The 20,599-nt window shown below is 60.5% G+C and carries 21 protein-coding genes; 7 read left to right on the top strand and 14 right to left on the bottom strand.

Annotation, left to right across the window (positions count from 1 at the left end; all coding sequences use genetic code 11):
• Positions 1 to 10 precede the first annotated feature (10 nt).
• Both PMI25_RS21885 and PMI25_RS21880 read right to left on the bottom strand, forming a co-directional pair.
• On the bottom strand, positions 11 to 604 hold the full coding sequence (locus PMI25_RS21885; RefSeq protein ID WP_007962778.1) for a hypothetical protein: 594 nt from the start codon (positions 602 to 604) through the stop codon (positions 11 to 13).
• Positions 570 to 1,310: an SURF1 family protein gene (locus PMI25_RS21880; protein ID WP_007962780.1), complete on the bottom strand. Its 741-nt coding sequence runs from the start codon at positions 1,308 to 1,310 to the stop codon at positions 570 to 572. Before PMI25_RS21880 ends, PMI25_RS21885 begins: the two co-directional genes overlap by 35 nt.
• 70 nt (positions 1,311 to 1,380) lie before the next feature.
• Here PMI25_RS21880 and PMI25_RS21875 point away from each other — a divergent pair, with 70 nt between their 5' ends.
• A complete protein-coding gene (locus PMI25_RS21875; RefSeq protein WP_003220344.1) occupies positions 1,381 to 1,584 on the top strand; it encodes a twin transmembrane helix small protein in 204 nt (67 codons plus the stop codon).
• Positions 1,585 to 1,591: 7 nt separating this feature from the next.
• Here the strand turns inward: PMI25_RS21875 and PMI25_RS21870 are convergent, their stop codons facing one another.
• The 4 genes from PMI25_RS21870 to coxB form a co-directional block, all read right to left on the bottom strand.
• The gene (locus tag PMI25_RS21870; RefSeq protein ID WP_007962783.1) at positions 1,592 to 2,479 is read right to left on the bottom strand and encodes a cytochrome c oxidase subunit 3; all 888 of its coding nucleotides are present in this window, start codon (positions 2,477 to 2,479) and stop codon (positions 1,592 to 1,594) included.
• Between the two features lie 25 nt (positions 2,480 to 2,504).
• Positions 2,505 to 3,056, bottom strand: coding sequence for a cytochrome c oxidase assembly protein (locus PMI25_RS21865; protein ID WP_007962784.1), 552 nt, complete (start codon positions 3,054 to 3,056; stop codon positions 2,505 to 2,507).
• A 153-nt stretch (positions 3,057 to 3,209) separates the two neighbouring features.
• The gene (ctaD, locus tag PMI25_RS21860; RefSeq protein WP_007962785.1) at positions 3,210 to 4,796 is read right to left on the bottom strand and encodes a cytochrome c oxidase subunit I; all 1,587 of its coding nucleotides are present in this window, start codon (positions 4,794 to 4,796) and stop codon (positions 3,210 to 3,212) included.
• 82 nt (positions 4,797 to 4,878) lie between these two features.
• Entirely contained in the window at positions 4,879 to 6,006 is a 1,128-nt protein-coding gene (gene coxB, locus PMI25_RS21855; protein WP_007962788.1) for a cytochrome c oxidase subunit II, read from the bottom strand.
• A 370-nt stretch (positions 6,007 to 6,376) separates the two neighbouring features.
• Between coxB and PMI25_RS21850 the strand changes: the two genes are divergently transcribed.
• Entirely contained in the window at positions 6,377 to 7,009 is a 633-nt protein-coding gene (locus PMI25_RS21850) for a hypothetical protein (protein WP_007962790.1), read from the top strand.
• A gap of 72 nt (positions 7,010 to 7,081) precedes the next feature.
• On the opposite strand, the gene PMI25_RS21845 is transcribed toward PMI25_RS21850, so the two are convergent.
• From PMI25_RS21845 to PMI25_RS21835, 3 genes are all read right to left on the bottom strand, one after another.
• On the bottom strand, positions 7,082 to 8,608 hold the full coding sequence (locus PMI25_RS21845) for a SulP family inorganic anion transporter (protein WP_007962791.1): 1,527 nt from the start codon (positions 8,606 to 8,608) through the stop codon (positions 7,082 to 7,084).
• A 90-nt stretch (positions 8,609 to 8,698) separates the two neighbouring features.
• The gene (locus PMI25_RS21840) at positions 8,699 to 9,430 is read right to left on the bottom strand and encodes a carbonic anhydrase (RefSeq protein ID WP_007962793.1); all 732 of its coding nucleotides are present in this window, start codon (positions 9,428 to 9,430) and stop codon (positions 8,699 to 8,701) included.
• A gap of 236 nt (positions 9,431 to 9,666) precedes the next feature.
• On the bottom strand, positions 9,667 to 10,725 hold the full coding sequence (locus PMI25_RS21835) for a PA0069 family radical SAM protein (protein WP_007962795.1): 1,059 nt from the start codon (positions 10,723 to 10,725) through the stop codon (positions 9,667 to 9,669).
• A 221-nt stretch (positions 10,726 to 10,946) separates the two neighbouring features.
• On the opposite strand from PMI25_RS21835, the gene PMI25_RS21830 reads away from it, so the two are divergent.
• Positions 10,947 to 11,249 (top strand): hypothetical protein, encoded by a 303-nt coding sequence (locus PMI25_RS21830; protein WP_007962797.1) that lies wholly within the window; start codon positions 10,947 to 10,949, stop codon positions 11,247 to 11,249.
• A 446-nt stretch (positions 11,250 to 11,695) separates the two neighbouring features.
• The gene (locus PMI25_RS21825; protein WP_007962798.1) at positions 11,696 to 11,971 is read left to right on the top strand and encodes a hypothetical protein; all 276 of its coding nucleotides are present in this window, start codon (positions 11,696 to 11,698) and stop codon (positions 11,969 to 11,971) included.
• Positions 11,972 to 12,025: 54 nt separating this feature from the next.
• Here PMI25_RS21825 and PMI25_RS21820 read toward each other — a convergent pair whose 3' ends face one another.
• Genes PMI25_RS21820 through PMI25_RS21810 form a run of 3 tightly spaced genes read right to left on the bottom strand, consistent with a single transcriptional unit; the run spans position 12,026 to position 15,870 of the window.
• Entirely contained in the window at positions 12,026 to 13,324 is a 1,299-nt protein-coding gene (locus tag PMI25_RS21820) for a c-type cytochrome (RefSeq protein WP_007962800.1), read from the bottom strand.
• Positions 13,325 to 13,336: 12 nt separating this feature from the next.
• Positions 13,337 to 15,121, bottom strand: coding sequence for a GMC family oxidoreductase (locus PMI25_RS21815; RefSeq protein ID WP_007962801.1), 1,785 nt, complete (start codon positions 15,119 to 15,121; stop codon positions 13,337 to 13,339).
• Positions 15,122 to 15,123: 2 nt separating this feature from the next.
• Positions 15,124 to 15,870: a gluconate 2-dehydrogenase subunit 3 family protein gene (locus PMI25_RS21810; RefSeq protein WP_007962803.1), complete on the bottom strand. Its 747-nt coding sequence runs from the start codon at positions 15,868 to 15,870 to the stop codon at positions 15,124 to 15,126.
• 306 nt (positions 15,871 to 16,176) lie between these two features.
• Between PMI25_RS21810 and PMI25_RS21805 the strand changes: the two genes are divergently transcribed.
• Positions 16,177 to 16,821: a dual specificity protein phosphatase family protein gene (locus tag PMI25_RS21805; protein WP_045122161.1), complete on the top strand. Its 645-nt coding sequence runs from the start codon at positions 16,177 to 16,179 to the stop codon at positions 16,819 to 16,821.
• Positions 16,822 to 16,866: 45 nt separating this feature from the next.
• On the opposite strand, the gene PMI25_RS21800 is transcribed toward PMI25_RS21805, so the two are convergent.
• Entirely contained in the window at positions 16,867 to 17,151 is a 285-nt protein-coding gene (locus PMI25_RS21800) for a YheV family putative zinc ribbon protein (RefSeq protein ID WP_007962808.1), read from the bottom strand.
• Positions 17,148 to 19,226: an oligopeptidase A gene (prlC, locus tag PMI25_RS21795; protein ID WP_177325737.1), complete on the bottom strand. Its 2,079-nt coding sequence runs from the start codon at positions 19,224 to 19,226 to the stop codon at positions 17,148 to 17,150. Before prlC ends, PMI25_RS21800 begins: the two co-directional genes overlap by 4 nt.
• Positions 19,227 to 19,288: 62 nt before the next feature.
• On the opposite strand from prlC, the gene PMI25_RS21790 reads away from it, so the two are divergent.
• Positions 19,289 to 19,834 carry a gamma carbonic anhydrase family protein gene (locus PMI25_RS21790; protein ID WP_007962812.1) on the top strand — a complete coding sequence of 182 codons (546 nt, stop codon included), beginning with the start codon at positions 19,289 to 19,291 and terminating at the stop codon, positions 19,832 to 19,834.
• 28 nt (positions 19,835 to 19,862) lie between these two features.
• Positions 19,863 to 20,513 carry an HAD family hydrolase gene (locus PMI25_RS21785; RefSeq protein WP_007962813.1) on the top strand — a complete coding sequence of 217 codons (651 nt, stop codon included), beginning with the start codon at positions 19,863 to 19,865 and terminating at the stop codon, positions 20,511 to 20,513.
• Positions 20,514 to 20,599 lie beyond the last annotated feature (86 nt).

Below are 20,599 nucleotides of genomic sequence, written 5' to 3'. Positions count from 1 at the left end.
GACGATGCCCTTATCCGATGTTCGACAGTTTCAGCAGGTGGCGCAGGTCGTTGAGCAGATCCTTGCCCTTCACGCTCGGCTCGTAGCGCAGCACGAGGTTGCCGTGGGGGTCGATGATCCACAGTTGCGGCGTGGTCTTGTCACCGGTGGCCTTGCTCAACGCTGTGCTGTCCAGCGGATAGCGTTGCAGCTGCGGGTATTCGCGGGACAGCTTGGCTTCGTAGTCGGCGCTCAGCGGTTGGGCAGCGGCAAGGGCATGGCTGGCGCGTCCGGCGTCGCGGCCGAGACCGATCTGGATCTGCCGGGCGAGGTACACCAGTTGCTGACAGTCCACCGCGCAATCCTTCGGCGCGGTCACCAGCATCTGCCAGCGTTGCTCGTCGGCCTGCACACCGAGGTCGGCGCGGGTCTGGCCGTTGCCGATCAGCTCGCCGTGATAGCTGCGACCTTCCGGCACCCAGAACTGCAATTTGTACATGCCGGTAGCGAGGATCATCGGGCCGACCACGCCGAGCACAATCAGCAACAGCTGGATCCGCCCACGGCGGCGGGTGGCCGGGGTTTTCGCCTCAGACATGCTGGGTGGATTCATGGCCGTTCCCATGGTGGTTCTCCTTTGCGTTGTGCAATCCAAGGTAGAGGTAGAGGCCGAGCAGGGCGGTGGCCATGGCGAACCACTGCACGGCGTAACCGAGGTGTTTTTCCGGGCCCATGGCGACGACCGGCCAGTCGGCCTCATAGCTGGCGGGGCCGGGTTCGGCACGAAGTTCGTAGGCGAAGCCGTCGCGTTCGAGGGTTTTCCACAGCTTCGCCGGCTCGACGGCGGTGATCGTTTGCGGCCAGGTGCTGCTGGCCGGGTCGGCGTGCAACTGGAAGGTCGCACCGGGGGCGACGTAGACCCAGGCGTCCAGATTCACGGCGTCGGCGGGGGTAGCGAATTGCGGCGTCACCCGGCGATCCGGCCATGGCAGCCAGCCGCGATTGACCAGCAGCCACTGGCCGCTGGCCCGATCCTGAAACGGTTGCAGCAGCTCGATACCGACCTTGCCGTTGCGCTGGCGGTTGTCGAGCAGCAGGCTGTGGGCGCCATCGAACTGGCCGTACAGGTGCACGCGGCGAAAGGCCGGGTCGGCGCTGTGCAGCAATTCGCTGCTGGCCATCGGATCAGCCGCGCGGCGCTCGGCGTAAGTGGCGAGCAGGGCGGTTTTCTCCGCCCCCCGGCCCAGTTGCCAGAAACCCAGCGACACCAGCAGCGGCAGCAACAGCGCCACCACCACGGTCGGTATCACGCCCGGGCGGAAGCGCTTCATGGCCGTGCCACAAAGTCAGTCGTCGCGATCGCTATACTCAACTGCATCGCCTGTCCCCCGGAGTCTTCCCATGCTCAAAGCAGCCATCGTCCTGCTGCTGATTGCCACGGTGATCAGCCTGTTCAGCGGCCTGTTTTTCCTGGTCAAGGACGACAGCAGCTCCAATCGCCTGGTGATCGCCTTGAGTGTTCGGGTGGCACTGGCCGCTGCCACCGTCGGCTTGATTGCCTGGGGCTTTTACAGCGGCCAACTGGTGTCGCACGCGCCTTGGTGATCAGTGCTCAGAGCACATAAACGAAGATGAACAGGCCGATCCACACCACATCAACGAAGTGCCAGTACCAGCTCGCCGCCTCGAAGCCGAACTGATGCTCGGCATCGAAATGCCCCTTCATGATGCGCATCAGCATCACGAACAGAATGATCGTGCCGATGGTTACGTGGGCGCCGTGGAAACCGGTGAGCATGAAGAACGTCGCGCCGTAGATGCCCGAACCCAGAGTCAGGCCCAGTTCGTGGTAGGCGTGCATGTACTCCTCGGCCTGCAAGGCGAGGAAGCCGCAGCCCAACAGAACGGTGATCGCCAGCCAGATTTTCAGTGCGCCGCGATGGCCCTTCTTCAAGGCATGGTGGGCGATGGTGATGGTCACGCTGGAGCTGACCAGCAGGATCGTGTTGATCAGCGGCAGGCCCCACGGGCTGATGACTTCCTTGGGCGGCGGGAATAGTTTCGGGTCCGGGGTGTGCAGCAGCGGCCAGGTGAACTGGAAGTTCGGCCAGAGCATGTGGGCGATGCCTTTCGGACCTTCGCCACCGAGAGCGGGCCCGGAGACGTGGCGCACGTAAAACAGCGCACCGAAGAAGGCGACGAAGAACATCACCTCGGAAAAGATGAACCAGCTCATGCCCCAGCGGAACGAGCGGTCGAGCTGCGGGCTGTACAGCCCGGCACGACTCTCCTTGATCACCGCCCCGAACCAGCCGAACAGCATGTACGCCAGCAACAGCCCACCGACGAAAAAGATGTACGGGCCGTGGGATTCCGGGCGCGCTGCCTTCAGATCGTTGAACCAGGTCGCCAGGCCGTACACGGTGATGACCATGCCGAACGTGGCGATGATCGGCCATTTGCTCTGGGCCGGGACGTAGTAGTGCTCATGAGTTGCCATTTATTGTTCTCCTTATCGGGCACGCTTAACCGCCAGTGTTTGCAGCCACCGGAGGATGTCGGGCGGTGATATCGAACAGCGTGTAGGACAGCGTCAGGTGCTTCACGTCCTTGGGCATGTCGCGGTCAACGATGAAACGCACCGGCATCTCGATCTGCTGACCCGGCTGCAGCACCTGCTGGGTGAAGCAAAAGCATTCGGTCTTGTGGAAATACGCCGCCGCTTCGCTGGGCGCGATACTCGGCACGGCCTGGGCGCTCATCGGTTTGTCGGTGGGATTGCGGGCGATGAAGATCATCTCGTTGACCGCGCCGGGGTTGGCAGTCAGCTCGTCGTGCTTGGGGTAAAACTCCCACGGCATGTCGATGTTGTTGGTCGAGAGAAACTGCACGCGCACTTGCCGTGAGCTGTCCACCACCTGCTCGCCCTCGTACTGCCCGGCAGTTTTGCCATTGATGCCGAAGGCCTTGCACATCACGTCGTAGATCGGCACCAGGGCAAAGCCGAAGACAAACATGGCGACCACGACCCCGAGCAGGCGGGTGACCAGTTTTTTCAGCGAGATCGAGTCAGCCATGAGTCATGCCTCCCTCGAAGGTACGAGTGAGCCTTTGTGGCGAGGGAGCTTGCTCCCGCTGGGTTGCGCAGCAGCCCCAAAGATTTTTTGGGCGCTGCGCCCAAGCGGGAGCAAGCTCCCTCGCCACAGGGGTCGCGTTAACAGAGGAGCGTTTCATTTCACTTCCGGCGGCGTGGTGAAGGTGTGATACGGCGCCGGTGACGGCACGCTCCACTCCAGGCCTTCGGCACCATCCCACGGTTTGGCCGGGGCTGGCGGGCCGCCGCGAATGGTCTTGATCACGATGAACAGGAAGAAGATTTGCGTGGCGCCGAACATGAACGCGCCAATCGAGGAGACCATGTTGAAGTCGGCGAACTGCAGGTTGTAGTCCGGAATCCGCCGCGGCATCCCCGCCAGTCCCACGAAGTGCATCGGGAAGAAGGTCAGGTTCATGCCGACGAACGACAGCCAGAAGTGCAGCTTGCCGAGGGTTTCGTCGTACATGTGCCCGGTCCACTTCGGCAGCCAGTAATAGGCCGAGGCGAAGATCCCGAAGATCGCCCCCGGCACCAGCACGTAGTGGAAGTGCGCGACCACGAAGTAGGTGTCCTGGTACTGGAAGTCCGCCGGGGCGATGGCCAGCATCAGCCCGGAAAAGCCGCCGATCGAGAACAGGATCACGAACGCCACGGCAAACAGCATCGGCGTCTCGAAGGTCAGCGAGCCTTGCCACATGGTGCTGGCCCAGTTGAACACTTTCACGCCGGTCGGCACCGCGATGAGCATGGTTGCGTACATGAAGAACAGCTCGCCCACCAGCGGGATGCCGACCACGAACATGTGGTGCGCCCAGACGATGAACGACAGGAACGCGATGCTCGCCGTCGCATAGACCATCGAGGTGTAGCCGAACAGCGGCTTGCGCGAGAAGGTCGGGATGATCTGGCTGACGGCGCCGAAGGCCGGCAGGATCATGATGTACACCTCGGGGTGGCCGAAGAACCAGAACACGTGCTGGAACAGCACCGGGTCACCGCCACCGGCGGCGCTGAAGAAACTGGTGCCGAAGTGGATGTCCATCAGCATCATCGTCACGCACCCGGCCAGCACCGGCATCACCGCGATCAGCAGGAACGCGGTGATCAGCCAGGTCCAGACGAACAGCGGCATTTTCATCAGGGTCATGCCGGGGGCGCGCAGGTTGAGGATGGTGGCGATCACGTTGATCGCGCCCATGATCGAACTGATCCCCATCAGGTGGATGGCAAAGATGAAGTAGGTGACGCTTTCCGGCGCGTAGGTGGTGGACAGCGGCGCATAGAACGTCCAGCCGAAGTTCGGCCCGCCACCGGCGGTGAACAGGGTCGAGACCAGCAGCAGGAATGCCGCCGGCAACAGCCAGAAGCTGAAGTTGTTCATCCGTGGCAGGGCCATGTCCGGCGCGCCGATCATCAGCGGGATCATCCAGTTGGCGAGGCCGACGAACGCCGGCATCACCGCGCCGAAGACCATCACCAGGCCGTGCATGGTGGTCATCTGGTTGAAGAATGCCGGTTCGACGATCTGCAGCCCGGGCTGGAACAGCTCGGCGCGGATCACCATGGCGAACGTGCCGCCGAGCAGGAACATGCAGAACGCAAACCACAGGTACAGCGTGCCGATGTCCTTGTGGTTGGTGGTCAGCACCCAGCGCATCAGGCCTTTGGCGGGGCCGTGGGCGTGGTCGGCATGACCGTGGTCATCGATTACAGCGCTCATGGCCGGTCTCCTTTACGTGAGTGGACGGGGCTGGCCGGGGCGCGGTGCCCCGGCCGGTTCACGAAATACGCGATGGACCGGCTCATTTGCTTTCCGCCTGTTTGAGCTCCAGCACTTCTTTTGGCGTGACCATGTCGCCCTTGTTGTTGCCCCAGGCGTTACGTTCGTAGGTCACGACCGCTGCGATATCGACTTCCGACAACTGCTTGCCGAACGCCGCCATCGCAGTGCCGGGCTTGCCGAAGTACACGCGGTGCAGGTGGTCGGCCTTGGGTCCGGTGGCAATCGGCGAGCCTTTGAGCGCCGGGAACATCGGCGGCAGGCCCTGGCCTTCAGCCTGGTGACAGGCCACGCAGGTGGTGTGATAGATCTTGTCGCCGCGTTCCTTGAGTTCGTCGAGGGTCCATTCCTTGCTGGTCAGCTCCTTGAGCTGCGCGGCTTCGGCTTTGCGGTCGGCGAGCCACTTGTCGTAGTCGGCCTTCTCCTTGACGTCGACCACGATCGGCATGAAGCCGTGATCCTTGCCGCACAGTTCGGCGCACTGGCCACGGTAGAGACCGGGCTTGTCGATGCGGGTCCAGGCTTCGTTGACGAAGCCCGGAATTGCATCGCGCTTGACCGCGAAGGCCGGTACCCACCATGAGTGAATGACGTCGGCGGAGGTGACGAGGAAGCGCACCTTGGCGCCGACCGGCAGCACCAGCGGCTTGTCGACTTCGAGCAGGTAGTGCTCGCCCTTGGCTTCCTTGTTGTGGATCTGTTCGGCGGGGGTGGCCAGGTTGCTGAAGAATTCGACGTCCTGACCGAGGTATTTGTAGTGCCACTTCCACTGATAGCCGGTGATCTGGATATCGATATCCGGCTCACTGGTGTCGTACATGCGGATCAGGGTGGCGGTCGCCGGAACGGCCATCGCCACCAGAATCAGCAGCGGCACGACGGTCCAGAGAATTTCGACGGTGGTGCTTTCGTGGAATTTTGCGGCGACCTGCCCGGTCGAGCGGCGATGCACGATCATCGACCAGAACATGGCGCCGAAGACGATGATCCCGATCACCACACAGATCCAGAAAATGGTCATGTGCAGGTCGAATACTGCGTGACTGATTTCAGTCGCTCCAGGCGCCATATTCACAGTCCAGGCCGCATGGGCCGGGCTGAAAATCGACCACAACAGGAGGCCCATCCAGACGTGTGGATGTCGCATCATTGCGGGTTCCCCTTATCGTTCTTGTTATCCCGTAGGCGCAACGCCTTCGGCAAGGGAGCGGCTGCATCAGACTACGAACTTGAATCGCCGGGCCTTGCTGCGTGGGCAGTCGGGCGTCATCAGCTAACTCCATTCAATGGCGAGTATAGACAGCCATCGGGAATTGCAATGTCGAGGCGTAAATGATCTGAAACAGCCGGGGCTTGCGCTCAAGGGTGCGAATGGAGAAGGATGCAGACGAGTGGCGGCAAACTGATATAACGCAGGTGTATCAAGGATGAAATAATTATGACAAATGCGTCTTAGCATTTTTCGTAAGCCAGCTAAGTTATGTCTTCCCTATTTCATTGCCTTGTTTCCTGGAGTTTTCATGAACACCGCCGCATTGCGCGAGCAGATCCAAAAAGCCCGACAAACCGAAAACGAAACCGGACGGCTCAAGCGTCAGCTGGAAGCCAAACTGCCTCATCTGCATTCGGCGATCCAGTTGCCGGACGCCAACCGCGAAGAAGCGTTGACCAGTTTCGTCACCGCCTACATCGATGAAGTACCAGACATGCTGGACGCAGCCAATGAAGTTGCCAGGGAAGCGGGAATCGAGTCGCAGATCAAACCGGTGCTGAAAATCGCCGAGCAATACTTTCTCCAGCCGCCGGTCGGTCTTGACAGCCTGCTCGACGAAGCTTATCTGGCGCACCGCTTTGTCGAAGAGGTCAACGACCTGTATATCAAGCACCTCGGCCAGCCACTGATCCCCTTGGACATGACGGTCGCCAACCTGATTGCTCACCAATTGCTCGGTGAGGAATTTGCCAATCAACTGGACGAAGTGGTGCATCACACCATCGACGAGATGCTCGACGACGAGAGTTTTGCGCTGGAATCGGTAGAGGCCTACCGCGACAAACTGAGCAGCCCGGACACCGGTGCGGCGTGGAAGCGCTGGCCGTGCATGGGCCGTCGCTTGGGTGTGGGCCTGGAGCTGGATCAGCCCGCCGCGTAATCCGCGTTCCACACAAATACCTGTGGGAGCTGGCTTGCCAGCTCCCACAGGGTTTATTTGTATATGAGGGATTTAACCAGCCGCACCGATCCCGGTATTGGTCCGGACCCGCCCCTCCAACCGTCGCTTCAACCCGCGCGACTCGATCAACAACTTCGACCCCTTCGCCGCATTTGCCCGGCCCCACTCCTCCAGCAACTCCAGACACGAATGGTCGATGTAGCTCAGATTATTGAGCGGCACATGCACCGTCGTCCCCGCTGGAATGCTGCCCAGCACCTGGGTCAGTGCCGGCACCTTGAGAAAGGTCGCCGCACCCACCAGACGCAACTCCATCTCGCCGTCCTGCGGCAGGTCGATCAGGCTGATCTTCAAACGCGAAGCCTTGAGCGCCAGTTTCAACATCGTCAGACCGAAACCGATCAGCACGCCGGTCAGCAGGTCGGTGAAGATGATTGCCAGCGCCGTGGCGGCGTAGGTGAACATCGGCATCCGCCCGTAACGGCCCAGACCGCGAAAGGCTTTCAAGTCCACCAGTTTGAACCCGGTATACACCAGCACTCCCGCCAGACTCGCCACCGGAATGCTTTGCAGCACGCTCGACAGCAACAGCACGAACGCCAGCAGCCACAGACCATGGAAGATCGTCGAGTAACGGGTGGTCGCGCCGGCCTGCACGTTGGCCGAACTGCGCACGATCACCCCGGTCATCGGCAGAGCACCGACCAGACCGCAGAGCATGTTGCCCACGCCTTGTGCCGAAAGCTCACGGTCGAAGTCCGAGCGCACGCCGCTGTGCATGCGATCCACCGCTGCGGCGGACAACAGCGTTTCGGCACTGGCGATGAACGCCACGGCAAACGCAGCGATCAGCAGCGTCGGGTCGGCGAGGCTGAGCAGGTCGGCGGGTTTCAGCCAATCGATGGCCTCGGCCAGATTCTCCGGCACCTCGACCCGTTTGACCTGCAACGCCAGCAACAGGCTGGCGCCAGTGGCCAGGCCGACACCGAGCAACGCACCGGGAATGAAGCGCAGCGAGTGCGGGCGAAATTTCTCCCACAACCACATCACCGCAATGGTCGCCAGCCCGAGCAAGCCGGCCTGCCAGCCGAACGACGGCAAGGCTTGCGCCACCGCGCCGGGGAACGCCGTGAGGTTATCCAGCCCGGACGGTTGTGGCTTGGCATCAAGCATCACGTGCACTTGCGAGAGCACGATCAGCACACCGATTCCGGCGAGCATGCCGTAGACCACTGCTGGGGCCGTCACTCGAAACCAGCAACCGAGCTTGAGGCGTCCGGCCACCAGTTGCAGGAACCCGGCGAGCAACAGAATCGGCCCGAGCATCTCGATCCCGTGCTGGCGCACCAACTCGAACACCAACACCGCCAGCCCCGCCGCCGGCCCGCTGACCTGCAACGGCGAGCCGGCCAGCCAACCCACCACCAGACCGCCGATGATGCCGGTGATCAGGCCTTTGGCCGGCGGCAACCCTGAAGCAATCGCAATACCCATGCACAACGGCAGGGCGACCAGGAACACAACCACCGAAGCCAGCAGCTCCCGTGGCAGAACCGCTTTCAATTGAGCAGCACGCATGGTGACTCTCCCGAAGCTTTCTTCAGGCATGGCTTCGCCGAACCGCTGAAACAGCGGCCGGCGTCAAACCACGCAGATTTTTAGGAAGATTTAGAAGCGCGCTTTGGGCGTCGCCACCGGAATCGGATGGCTGCCGTCGAGCGGCAGGAAGCGTCCCTGATCCGCGTCGTAAGCTTTGATTTCGCTGGTTTCGATGTTGTAGACCCAGCCATGGATGAACAGTTGACCGTTCGCCATGCGCGAGGCTACCGAAGGATGGGTACGCAAGTGCTGCAGTTGGGCGATGACATTTTCCTCGGTGAGGATCGGCATGCTCTCTTTTTCGTCAGTGCAGTTGCAGTTTTCGTGCACCATGGTCTTCGCCACTTCCGCATGACGCAGCCAGGCTTTGACCGTTGGCATTTTTTCCAGGCTTTCCGGATTGAGCACTGCGCGCATGGCGCCGCAATCGGAATGGCCGCAGATGATGATGTGTTGCACGCCCAGCGCCAGCACCGCGTATTCGATGGCAGTGGAAACGCCACCGTTCATCTGGCCGTAAGGCGGCACGACGTTGCCGACGTTACGGGTCACGAACAGATCGCCCGGCGAGCTCTGGGTGATCAGTTCGGGCACGATGCGCGAGTCGGCACAGGTGATGAACATCGCCCGTGGCGATTGCGCCGTGGCGAGTTTCTTGAAGAGTTCTTCCTGCTGCGGGAAGACCTCATGATGAAAATGCAAAAAGCCGTCAACGATCGTGCGCAGCGCTGCATCGGCGGATTCCGCCCCAGGGACGGCTTGCGCCGACGCAGCCAACGGCTGTTTATCCTTGTCACTCATGATTCATCCTCTTTGGCGGATTCGGGGAGTCATTCCCGTGTATTCCGGTGTGAAGCCAGTGGCTGTTTAAAACATCCGGGTCATCCAGACCCGTCAGTCACTCGATGAACAAGGTAGCCGCCGAAACTTAACTCAAACTGAATCGAGCGCTCTAGAACGTGTGTTCCAGGTCACAAAAACGTGACTGGCGTATTTCAACGGAAGGATTCTGACCCTCAACCATAAACTGATTGTCGCTAAATCAACGACATCTGGCGACCCGGTGGACAGAAGGCAGTGCAGTCCAGGTTATAGCCCTCGCGATGGTTGAGGCCGAGCCGTTTGATCGCTTTGGCAAAGCGTTGCGCCAGCAGGTCGGCGAATGGCCCTTCGCCGCGCATCCGCGCACCGAAACGGCTGTCGTAAAGCTCGCCGCCACGGCTCTGGCGGATCAGGCTCAGGACATGGGCCGCGCGCTGCGGATAGTGCGCCTGCAGCCACTCTTCGAACAGCGGCGCCACCTCCAGTGGCAGGCGCAGCATCATGTACGCGGCACTCTGTGCTCCAGCCGCGTGGGCCTCGTTCAGCAGGCTTTCGATTTCACTGTCGTTGATCATCGGAATCATCGGCGAACACAGCACCCCCACGGGAATGCCTGCTTCGCGCATCACCCGGATCGCCCGCAGCCGTGCTTTCGGGGCAGCGGCTCGCGGTTCGAGGATGCGTTTGAGTTCATCGTCCAGCGTGGTCAGGCTGATCATCACCGCCACCAGCCGTTGCTGTGCCAGTTCGGTGAGCAGGTCAAGGTCGCGCAAAATCAGCGAGCCTTTCGTGACGATGGTCACCGGGTGCCGATAGCGCAGCAATACTTCAAGGGTCTGGCGGGTGATCCGGTGTTCACGTTCGATGGGCTGGTACGGGTCAGTGTTGGAGCCAAGGTTGATCGGCGCGCACTGATAACCTTTTTTCCCAAGCTGTTCTTCCAGTACCTGGGCGGCGTTGGTCTTGGCGATCAGCCGGGTTTCGAAATCCAGCCCCGGCGACATGTCCCAATAAGCGTGGCTCGGTCGCGCATAGCAATAGATGCAACCGTGCTCGCAGCCGCGATAGGGATTGATCGAGCGATCGAAGGGCAGATCCGGCGAGGTGTTGCGGGTGATGATGGTTTTTGCGGTCTCGATCATCACTTCAGTGTTCTGCGTCTCGGGCACTTCCTGATACCAGCCGTCGTCCTCGGCCACCGAACGGTTCGGCGCGAAACGGTTGTGCGGGTTGGTCGCAGTGCCGCGACCGCGAGGAGGCAAGGGCGTGTGCATCGCAAAGGTCCTGATGACTGTATGTGCGTACAGTATCGCTGGCGCGAGCAAACAGCCAGTGCCGTTCGGCGATTCGGGCATGAAAACAATTATGCGGTTTATTGACTGATATAGGCTTATCGCAAATCGAAGACACATCTTTCAACTGGCATTGCAACTTTCGATATCGTTATTATTCGCCGCGCTGTCATTTGTTATTCAATATTTAAAAGGAATTAAATGTGTCGAACTTCAATCTACGTGGCATCTTTCTACAGAAACTTGGTCCGACGCCGGTTGATCCGGATGAAGTCCTGGTGTCCATGCAGTTTGCGCTGAAGCAATCCGGCTGGGATGCAGAGAACGCCGTGCCTACCGACTCCCTGCTGGATTCGCGGATTATTATTGCGTCGTCCTATGACGGTGGCAAAACCTTCGACGTGCGCAATGACCAGGATGTCGATGGTGACGGTGATATCGATGCAGATGACAAGGCCAAATTGCTGGCGCTGGCCAAGGCTTATGTAAGTATCGTTAATCCATAAGCTTACGACTATAAATGCAAAAAGCCCTGCATGATTCACGCATGCAGGGTTTTTTTCGGACAGTGTTTCGTCGATACCGTAGTCAGCATGTAAGCATTTAACTCAAACTTTAAAATCTCTCATTAAGGCAATGTTGACGTCGGCAAGTTTGCTCCCTGACGCGTTGTCTGCAAACGATAAAAGTATGCATCTGTAAAGACGGCCGGCACCGACGGTACTCAAACCGACCAAAGCAGAGGCGAGGTCGCCTGCCAGGGTGTAATAGGAGCGAGCGACTACTGTCAGAGTTGACAGGTGTATGCATTTACAGCGCTCAAGTTTACTGCTGGATGGTTGTACACCCTGTCAGGTCTGACAGTAGACCGGATTTCCCCCACTCGTTAACTTCTGGAAAACTGCGACAGATTGCCGATTGGCGCAGTGCAATCAACTGAAGGATTGACTGCATGACTATCAGGATATTGCTGGAAATTGCGGATATGGACCAAGACGGAAATCCGGAAGTCGCGATTTATCACTTCGATGAAGACGCCACCGAAATGATGGATTACGACTACTCGTTGTTCGCTTCTTCGTCGGAAGCTAACGGTCGTTATGACTTGATTTCCGAAGAGGTCCTCGATGGTGATGGCGATGGCGACGTCGATAAATACGACAAGAAGCTGTACTTGCAGTTGGCCGACGCGTTTGCGCAGTTCAAGGGCTTTCAGTCCAGGCGTTGAATTGCCCGCTGACACAACAAAGCATTAATGCCATGTCAGCGGTATCCAATCTCGTTAATGCGAAGTGACTTGCCCCAGATCATCCCCGGAAGTGGTCTGCATATCATTCTTGCGCAGGCTTGCGACGTCGGCAGCGTTCACCGGCGCTCCTTTGTTGCCCCAACTGCCACGGATGAAGCTCACCACATCCGCCACTTCCTGATCCGACAACCGCCAGGCGAATCCCGGCATGGTGAAGGTCGAAGGTGCCGTGTGTGTCGCGGGCAGGGTACCGCCCTTGAGCACGATGTGGATCAGCGAGGTCGGATCCTCCGATTGCAGCACCGGATTGCCCGCGAGCGCCGGGAACACCCGGGTGTAGCCGTGGCCGTCGGTACGGTGGCAGGCCGCGCAGTTGTCGATGTACACCGCTGCGCCACGCTGGCTGTCGTCGCCGTTCCACAGGGCTTTGGCCGCTTTCTCGTCGTACTGGTGCGGCTGATCGTTTGGATCAACGGCCGGCAGCGACTTGAGGTAACGGGCAATCGCGGTCAGGTCGGCGTCGGTCATGTACTGCATGCTGTGGGTGACCACGTCGCTCATGCCACCGAACACTGCGCTGCGGTCGCTGCGCCCGGTCTTGAGGAATTGCACCAACTGCTCTTCGCTCCAACTGCCCAGACCATCCTTGTGATCACCGCGCAGGCTCTTGGCGATCCAGCCTTCCAGCGGTGCACTGCCGGCAAGAAAATTCTTGCCGTCTGCCGCGCTCAGGGATTTTTCCTGCATGGTCAGCGCCCGTGGCGTGTGGCAGGCGCCGCAATGGCCGAGGCCTTCGACCAGATAGGCGCCACGATCGATCACCGGATCATCCGAGGTGGTCTTGTAGTCCTCGACCTTCGGCGCAAACAGCCAGCGCCAGCCCATCAATGGCCAGCGCATGCTCAGCGGCCATGGAATGTCGCTGGCCTTGTTCTCCTGCGCCACCGGCTCGACGCCGTGCATGAAGTAGGTGTACAGCGCTTTCATGTCGCTTTCGCTGACACGGGCGTAGGACGGATACGGCATCGCCGGGTACAACGTACTACCGTTTTTGGCGACGCCGTGGCGAACCGCTTTGTCGAAGTCCTCGAAGCTGTAATCACCAACGCCGGTTTTGTCCGGGGTGATGTTGGTCGAGTAGATCGTGCCGATCGGCGTTTCCATCGGCAGGCCGCCGGCGAACGGTTTGCCGCCCTTGGCGGTGTGGCAGGCCACGCAGTCACCCGCGCGGGCGAGGTATTCGCCTTGTTTGATTAACGCTTGATCGACGTCGGCGGCTTGTACAGCCGTGCTGCCGAGCAGCGCCAAAGTGGCGATAACGAGATTTTTCATGGTCATCGCTCCTTATGCCTGAACCAGCGGGCCGGGGTTTTTCAGGTACTGTTCGCGGATCGCCTTGGCCGACCAATAGGTCAGAGCGGCAACCAGTCCAGTCGGGTTGTAACCCAGGCCCTGCGGGAACGCCGACGCGCCCGGTACGAACACGTTGTGCACATCCCAGCTCTGCAGATAGCGGTTCAGCGCGCTCTTTTTCGGATCGGTGCCCATGATTGCGCCGCCGTTAAGGTGGGTGGTCTGGTAGGCCGCCGTGTTGAAATGATCACCGACCTGCTTGCCGATCACCGCGATGGCTTTCGGACCCATGGCCTGGGCGACCTTGCCCATTTTCTCGACCATGAAACGGTTCATCTTGATGTCGTTTTCCTGCCAGTCGAAGGTCATGCGCAGCAGCGGCAAACCGTAGGCATCGCGGTACACCGGGTCCAGATCGAGGTAGTTGCCTCTGTAGGACTGATGCGCGCCGTGGGCGTCCATCGACACCTGGTGGGTGTAGTAGTCGGCGGTCGCGCGTTTCCACTGGCTGCCCCAGGCCGGCGTGCCGGACGGGTTCGAGGTGCCGGCAATCGGGCGGCTGCCCGCCTGGTTGACCCACATTGGCGAGCCACCGACGAAGCCGTGCGGGCCGTGGTCGAAGTTGTCGGCGTTGAAATCGTCCAGCGCCACGCCGTTGCCGCCGGCACCGATGAAGTTGTTGGTGTGGGTGTCCTTGTCGAAAAACGCCTTGATGGTCGCCATGTTCTGGTAGGCGAAGTTGCGCCCGACCACGCCTTCGCCGCTGATCGGGTCGTAAGGCTTGCCGATGCCCGACAGCAGCATCAGACGCACGTTGTGCAGCTGGAAGGCGCCGAGGATCACCAGATCCGCCGGCTGCTCGATCTCGCGGCCCTGGCCGTCGATGTAGGTCACGCCGGTGGCCTTGGACTTGCTGCTGTCGAGGTTGACCCGCAGTACATGCGAGTTGGGCCGCAGTTCGAAATTCGGCAACGGCTTGAGCGCTGGCAGAATGTTCACGTTCGGCGACGCCTTGGAATACATGTAGCACACGTAACCGCTGCAGAACCCGCAGAAGTTGCACGGACCCATCTGTGCGCCGTAGGGATTGGTGTACGGCCCCGAGGTATTGGCGGACGGCAGGTTGTAGGGTTTGTAACCGACCTCTGTCGCCGCTTTGCCGAACAGTTGTGCGGAAACCGTATTCTTCTGCGCTTCCAGCGGGAACGGATTGGAGCGATCCGGCGCGTAAGGGTTGCCGCCCTTGCCTTGCCCGACCAACTGGCCCTTCACGGTCCAGGCCTGGCCGGAGGTGCCGAAGACTTTTTCAGCGAAATCGAAGAACGGCTCCAGCTCTTCATAGCTGACGCCGAAGTCCTGGATGGTCATGTCCTTGGGGATGAAACTTTTGCCGTAGCGCTCTTCGTAATGGCTGCGCATACGCAGTTCGATCGGATCGACGCGAAAATGCACACCCGACCAATGCAGACCGGCGCCGCCGACGCCATTGCCCGGCAGGAACGCACCCAACTGGCGGTTCGGCAGGGCGATGTCGTTGACGCTGTGGCGGATGGTGACGGTTTCTTTCGAGATGTCCTGAAAGAGTTTTTTCCGCACGCTGTAGGTGAGTTCGTCGATCACCTGTGGATAGTTGCCGTCGGGGTAGGTGTCCTGCATCGGCCCGCGCTCCAGCGCCAGCACGTTGAGCCCGGCCTCGGTCAGCTCCTTGGCCATGATCGCGCCAGTCCAGCCGAAACCGACGATCACTGCGTCGACCTTCTTCATTACGGTTGCCATGCTCACGCCCTCTCGCCGCGAATCGAAACTGCCGGGAAGGGGTATTGCTCGTTGCGTTCCACCCAGTCCATGAAATCAGCGCGGGCGCCGGGGAAGCCGATCATGGTCCAGCCGACCATGCCTTTATTGCCGCCGTGGATCGGGTCGCAGAAGAACCCTTCCTTGGTGTTTTGCAGCAGCAGGCTGAAGAAAATCTTCGCCGGAACTGCATCGAACTGTGGTTTGCCGGCTTCGAGCTGCTTGAGCAAATCTTCTCGGGTAGCGCTGTCTTGCTCGGCAAATGTTTTACCGTTGAGCGATTTTGCCCACTGATCCGTGGCAGAGATGCCCAGGCGATAGATCTCTTTGGGCACCAGTTTGCTCTGCCAGCCCATCTCCGGCGCAGCGTCGGCGTTGAACGGGCCTTGCATGTACCACAGGGCACCGGCGGCGTACGGGGTGTTCATCTGGCGGTCGATGTATTCCGGCACGCCGGCTTCCAGGGCACCCGGGCCTTGCTCGTCGTTGGGAATCAGGTGCGCCACGGCGGCGTTGATGAAGGCCCATTCCTCGGCGGTGAAATAGCTCGGCTGGTAAGCGCCGGCCTCGGTTTTCGCCGGGGCTGCTGCGGGCGTCGCCGGGGAGGCTTGAGGCGCAGCTTGCAACACGCTGCTGCCCAGACCTGTACCGGCGAGGGTGACCACGGGAATCAGGGTCAGGGATTTGCGCAAGAACTCACGCCGCGGGTTGTCTCGATCTGCATCAGACATGGAAGTACACCTCATCAGGCATTGATGGTTGTCCGTTTCTGCGAACGGCTTGAGCATTTTTCGTCGCGGCGTGGCCCGGAGTTTGACCGGGAAAAGGGGGACGCCTGCAACATCGTGTGACAAATGGTAGCAGGCTACGCATCGGGATGAACCGATTCAGCGGAAAAAGCTGCGGTTTTTTTAGCGGGCGCTCAATGAAATCGCCCGGATTCACGATTCTTTGACAAGTGCCTCACAGGGCTTTGACCGGCATACGTGGAAGCTGCGAGGCCTTTCATTGATGAATTCCGATACGGTCAGCCCAGCATGTCTCGAGTGCGCCTTTTTCCTGCTTTGTGTTTGTCGCTTGTTGCCCTGTTGCACTTGATGCCGGCCCAGGCTGACGCCGCTGTCACATCGCGCCCGCCGGAGTGGGCGCAACCGGTTGAAGTGCAATACAACCTGTTCCAGATGTCACCAACGCTTTACCGCAGCGCCTTGCCCGACGGTGGTGTGGTTCCATTGCTGAAGAATCTCAAAGTGGCGACGGTGATCAACTTCTTGCCGGAAGCTGACAGCAGTTGGCTGTCCGAGCCGGGCATCAATCAAGTGCAACTGCCCTATCGCACCAACCACGTCGATGACGCCGATGTGCTCAAGACCCTGCGCGCGATTCAGACAGCCGAAGCCAATGGCCCGGTGCTGATGCACTGCAAACACGGTTCCGACCGCACCGGCCTGATGGCGGCGATGTACCGGATTGTGGTGCAAGGCTGGAGCAAGGAAGACGCGCTGAATGAAATGACGCAGGGCGGTTTTGGTGAAAGCGGCCATTTCAAGGATGGCGTGCGTTACGTGATGCAAGCCGATGTCGACAAACTGCGCACCGCGTTGGCCAACGGCGATTGCAGCACCAGTGCCTTTGCCACCTGCTCGATGAAGAGCTGGTTCCAGTCGGTCAACCTCAAGTAAGCCGCACCCTCCACGGCATTGCACCGTGGAGGGTCATTCGCCGGCTCAGTCCTCGGACTTTTTCTTCAGCTTCGGATTCGGAAAGAACTGCACGGCCTGGACGGTTTTGTCCGGCGCTGGCTTGAGCGCGCTGGTATTGACCCGCGTGCCCAGTTCCTTGGGAACCGACAGCCCCTGCTCGTTCAGCGTATCCGAGTAACCGCAGGCCACGCACTCACGGTGCGGCACGCTGTCCTCGTTCCACATCATCAGTTTGTCCGGCTCGCTGCACGCCGGGCAGACAGCCCCGGCGATAAAGCGCTTCTTGGTAATCACAGGTGCCTCACTCATGCTGCTGCGTCCTCACTCAGGCCGCTATGACGCAAGAGTGCGTCAATCGATGGCTCACGGCCACGGAAGTCGACGAACAGCACCATCGGTGCCTGTGAGCCACCGCGCGCCAGAATCGCTTCGCGGAAGGCGCGCCCGGTCTCGGCGTTGAGCACGCCGTCTTCTTCGAACCTGGAGAAGGCATCGGCTGACAGCACTTCCGCCCACTTGTAGCTGTAGTAACCCGCGGCGTAACCGCCGGCGAAGATGTGCGCGAAGCTGTTGGGGAAGCGGTTGTACGCCGGTGGACGCATCACCGACACCTCGTCGCGCACGCCTTCCAGCACTTGCGCCACGCTGCGGCCGTCACCGTGAGTGGCGTGCAGTTCGAAGTCGAACAGCGAGAATTCCAGCTGACGGACCATCATCAACCCGGACTGGAAGTTTTTCGCCGCGAGCATTTTTTCCAGCAGGTCTTGCGGCAGCGGCTCGCCGGTTTCGTAGTGACCGGAGATCAGCGCCAGGCCTTCCGGCTCCCAGCACCAGTTTTCCATGAACTGGCTCGGCAGCTCGACCGCATCCCACGCCACGCCGTTGATCCCGGAAACACCGGCGTGATCGACGCGGGTCAGCAGGTGATGCAGGCCGTGACCGAATTCGTGAAACAGGGTGGTCACTTCGTCGTGGGTCAGCAGGGCAGGCTTGCCGCTGTCGGCCGGGGTGAAGTTGCACACCAGGTTGGCGACCGGACTTTGCAACACGCCGTCAACGGTGCGGCGACGGTCGCGGGCGCCGTCCATCCACGCCCCGCCACGCTTGTTGGCGCGGGCGTAGAGGTCGAAGAAGAAGCGGCCGACGTGCTGGCCGTTCTCCTTGATTTCGAACAGACGCACGTCCGGGTGCCAGGTGTCGAAGCCTTTCAGTTCGGCGATTTCGATGCCGTACAGGCGCTGGACGATCGCGAACAGACCGCTGAGGACTTTATCGATCGGGAAGTAGGCGCGCAGGGTTTCCTGAGCGACGCTGTAGCGCTGCTCGCGGAGTTTTTCCCCGTAGAAACCGCTGTCCCAGCTTTGCAGATCGGCGCAGCCCTGTTCGGCGGCGTAGGCGCGCAGTTGTTGCAGATCCTGCGCAGCGAACGGCTTGCTGCGCTTGGCCAGGTCGCGCAGGAAGCTCAGCACCTGATCGCTGGATTCGGCCATTTTGGTCGCCAGGCTCAGTTCGGAGAAACTGGCGAAACCCAAGAGCTTTGCCAGCTCCTGACGCAGGTCGAGGATCTCTTCCATGACCGGGCCGTTATCGTTCTGCCCGGCGTTCGGGCCTTGGTCCGAGGCACGGGTGCAGTAGGCGGCGTAGACTTCTTCACGCAGCTTGCGGTCCTGGGCGTAGGTCATCACCGCGTAGTAGCTCGGGAATTCCAGGGTGATCAGCCAGCCGTCGAGGCCTTTGGCCTGCGCAGCGGCGGCCATTTGCGCCTTGGCCGAATCGGTCAGGCCGGCGAGGGCGGCTTCGTCGGTGACGTGCTTGGTCCAGGCTTGCGTGGCATCGAGCAACTGGTTGGAGAAGCGGCTGCCCAGCTCGGACAGTTTGCTCTGCACTTCGGCGTAGCGCTTCTGTTCGGCTTCCGGCAGGTCGATACCCGACAGACGGAAATCGCGCAGGGCGTGTTCCAGAATGGTCTTTTGCGCCACGTCGAAACCGGCGGCTTCCGGGCTGTTGGCCAGCGCTTCATAAGCCTGGAACAGTTCGCGATTCTGGCCCATCTCGGTGGAGTAGGCGCTCAGGGCTGGCAGGCACGACTCGTACGCTTCGCGCAGTTCGGCGCTGTTGCACACGGCGTTGAGGTGGCTGACCGGGCTCCAGGCAGCGCCGAGGCGATCGTTGAGTTCGTCCATCGCCAGTACCAGGCCGGCCCACGTAGGGTTCTGACCCTGGGTCTTGAGAATTTCGGCGATGGCGGCTCGGTTGTCGGCCAGAATGGTTTCGATGGCTGGCAGCACGTGTTCGGCACGGATCGTGGAGAACGGCGGCAGGTCGTAGGACTGCAGAAGAGGGTTGTTCACGCTCACGGTTGGCACCTTGGCTGGAAGAAACATGTGCCCATCTTAATTACAATCGACACTCACCGCAGCTATCGGCGACAGAGAGAGAAATTATCGTGTCCGTTCGCAAGTACCAGAATCACACCCCTCGCTTGAGCAAAGGCGCGTTTGTCGACGCCTCCGCGGTGGTGATCGGCGACGTCGAAATCGGCGAAGACAGCTCCGTGTGGCCGCTGACCGTGATCCGTGGCGACATGCACCGCATCCGCATCGGTGCGCGCACCAGCGTGCAGGACGGCTGCGTGCTGCACATTACCCACGCCGGGCCGTTCAACCCGGACGGTTTCCCGCTGCTGATCGGCGATGACGTGACCATCGCCCACAAGGTCATGCTGCATGGCTGCAGCGTCGGCAGTCGCGTGCTGATCGGCATGGGCAGCATCGTCATGGACGGCGCGGTGGTCGAGGATGACGTGATCATCGGCGCCGGCAGCCTGGTGCCACCGGGCAAGCGCCTTGAAAGCGGTTTCCTGTACGTGGGCAGCCCGGTGAAACAGGTCCGCCCGTTGACCGACAAGGAACGCGCCTTCTTCACCTACAGCGCGGCCAACTACGTGAAGCTCAAGGACCTGCATCTGGCCGAAGGCTACGATCAGCGCTGAATCGCCTTACACCTGCACAGGATTTCTCATGCATTACCAGACCGTACTGTTCGACCTTGATGGCACCCTGACCGACCCGCGTGAGGGCATCACCCGTTCCATCCAGTTCGCCCTCGGCAAGCTCGGCATCGATGAGCCGGACCTGAGCAAACTCGAACACTTCATCGGCCCGCCGCTGTTGCAGGCGTTCATGCAGTTTTATGGCTTCGATGAGGCCAAGGCCTGGGAGGCGGTGAATTTCTATCGCGAGCGCTTCAAGGTCACCGGCCTGTACGAAAACCGTGTGTTCGATGGCGTCACGCCGTTGCTGGAAACCCTGAGCGGCCAAGGGCGACAGCTGTATATCGCGACCTCCAAACCTTGGGAATTTGCCCGGGAAATCGCCCGGCACTTCGACTTCGCCAAACACTTCAAGGTGATCTACGGCAGTGAGCTGGATGGCACGCGGACCAACAAGGTCGAGCTGATCGCGCACCTGATCGCCGAAGAAGGGCTGGACCCGGCTAATACGCTGATGATCGGTGATCGCAAGCATGATTTGATCGGCGCGCGCAGCAACGGTGTGGATGCGGCGGCGGTGGGATATGGGTTTGGCAGTTTTGAAGAGTTGAATGCCGAAGCGCCGGCTTATCACTTTGAAACGCTGGCCGAGTTGCATCAGGCGTTTTTGCAGCGCTGATCAGATTGCTATCGCGAGCAGGCTCACTCCTACATTTGGAATGCGTTGCCCCTGTAGGAGTGAGCCTGCTCGCGATGACGTCGTCC

It is taken from the genome of Pseudomonas sp. GM30 (genome assembly GCF_000282275.2).
Lineage (GTDB): Bacteria > Pseudomonadota > Gammaproteobacteria > Pseudomonadales > Pseudomonadaceae > Aquipseudomonas.
This window is presented reverse-complemented; position numbering and strand designations above follow the sequence as displayed.

Excerpts from the sequence above, each read along its gene's own strand:
- PMI25_RS21870 (WP_007962783.1), bottom strand. The coding sequence starts at position 2,479 with ATGGCAACTCATGAGCACTACTACGTCCCGGCCCAGAGCAAATGGCCG.
- PMI25_RS21865 (WP_007962784.1), bottom strand. The coding sequence starts at position 3,056 with ATGGCTGACTCGATCTCGCTGAAAAAACTGGTCACCCGCCTGCTCGGG.
- PMI25_RS21825 (WP_007962798.1), top strand. The coding sequence starts at position 11,696 with ATGACTATCAGGATATTGCTGGAAATTGCGGATATGGACCAAGACGGA.
- coxB (WP_007962788.1), bottom strand. The coding sequence starts at position 6,006 with ATGATGCGACATCCACACGTCTGGATGGGCCTCCTGTTGTGGTCGATT.
- PMI25_RS21805 (WP_045122161.1), top strand. The coding sequence starts at position 16,177 with ATGTCTCGAGTGCGCCTTTTTCCTGCTTTGTGTTTGTCGCTTGTTGCC.
- PMI25_RS21810 (WP_007962803.1), bottom strand. The coding sequence starts at position 15,870 with ATGTCTGATGCAGATCGAGACAACCCGCGGCGTGAGTTCTTGCGCAAA.
- ctaD (WP_007962785.1), bottom strand. The coding sequence starts at position 4,796 with ATGAGCGCTGTAATCGATGACCACGGTCATGCCGACCACGCCCACGGC.
- PMI25_RS21885 (WP_007962778.1), bottom strand. The coding sequence starts at position 604 with ATGGGAACGGCCATGAATCCACCCAGCATGTCTGAGGCGAAAACCCCG.
- PMI25_RS21820 (WP_007962800.1), bottom strand. The coding sequence starts at position 13,324 with ATGAAAAATCTCGTTATCGCCACTTTGGCGCTGCTCGGCAGCACGGCT.
- prlC (WP_177325737.1), bottom strand. The coding sequence starts at position 19,226 with ATGTTTCTTCCAGCCAAGGTGCCAACCGTGAGCGTGAACAACCCTCTT.
- PMI25_RS21800 (WP_007962808.1), bottom strand. The coding sequence starts at position 17,151 with ATGAGTGAGGCACCTGTGATTACCAAGAAGCGCTTTATCGCCGGGGCT.
- PMI25_RS21835 (WP_007962795.1), bottom strand. The coding sequence starts at position 10,725 with ATGCACACGCCCTTGCCTCCTCGCGGTCGCGGCACTGCGACCAACCCG.
- PMI25_RS21845 (WP_007962791.1), bottom strand. The coding sequence starts at position 8,608 with ATGCGTGCTGCTCAATTGAAAGCGGTTCTGCCACGGGAGCTGCTGGCT.
- PMI25_RS21815 (WP_007962801.1), bottom strand. The coding sequence starts at position 15,121 with ATGGCAACCGTAATGAAGAAGGTCGACGCAGTGATCGTCGGTTTCGGC.
- PMI25_RS21880 (WP_007962780.1), bottom strand. The coding sequence starts at position 1,310 with ATGAAGCGCTTCCGCCCGGGCGTGATACCGACCGTGGTGGTGGCGCTG.
- PMI25_RS21785 (WP_007962813.1), top strand. The coding sequence starts at position 19,863 with ATGCATTACCAGACCGTACTGTTCGACCTTGATGGCACCCTGACCGAC.
- PMI25_RS21850 (WP_007962790.1), top strand. The coding sequence starts at position 6,377 with ATGAACACCGCCGCATTGCGCGAGCAGATCCAAAAAGCCCGACAAACC.
- PMI25_RS21840 (WP_007962793.1), bottom strand. The coding sequence starts at position 9,430 with ATGAGTGACAAGGATAAACAGCCGTTGGCTGCGTCGGCGCAAGCCGTC.
- PMI25_RS21875 (WP_003220344.1), top strand. The coding sequence starts at position 1,381 with ATGCTCAAAGCAGCCATCGTCCTGCTGCTGATTGCCACGGTGATCAGC.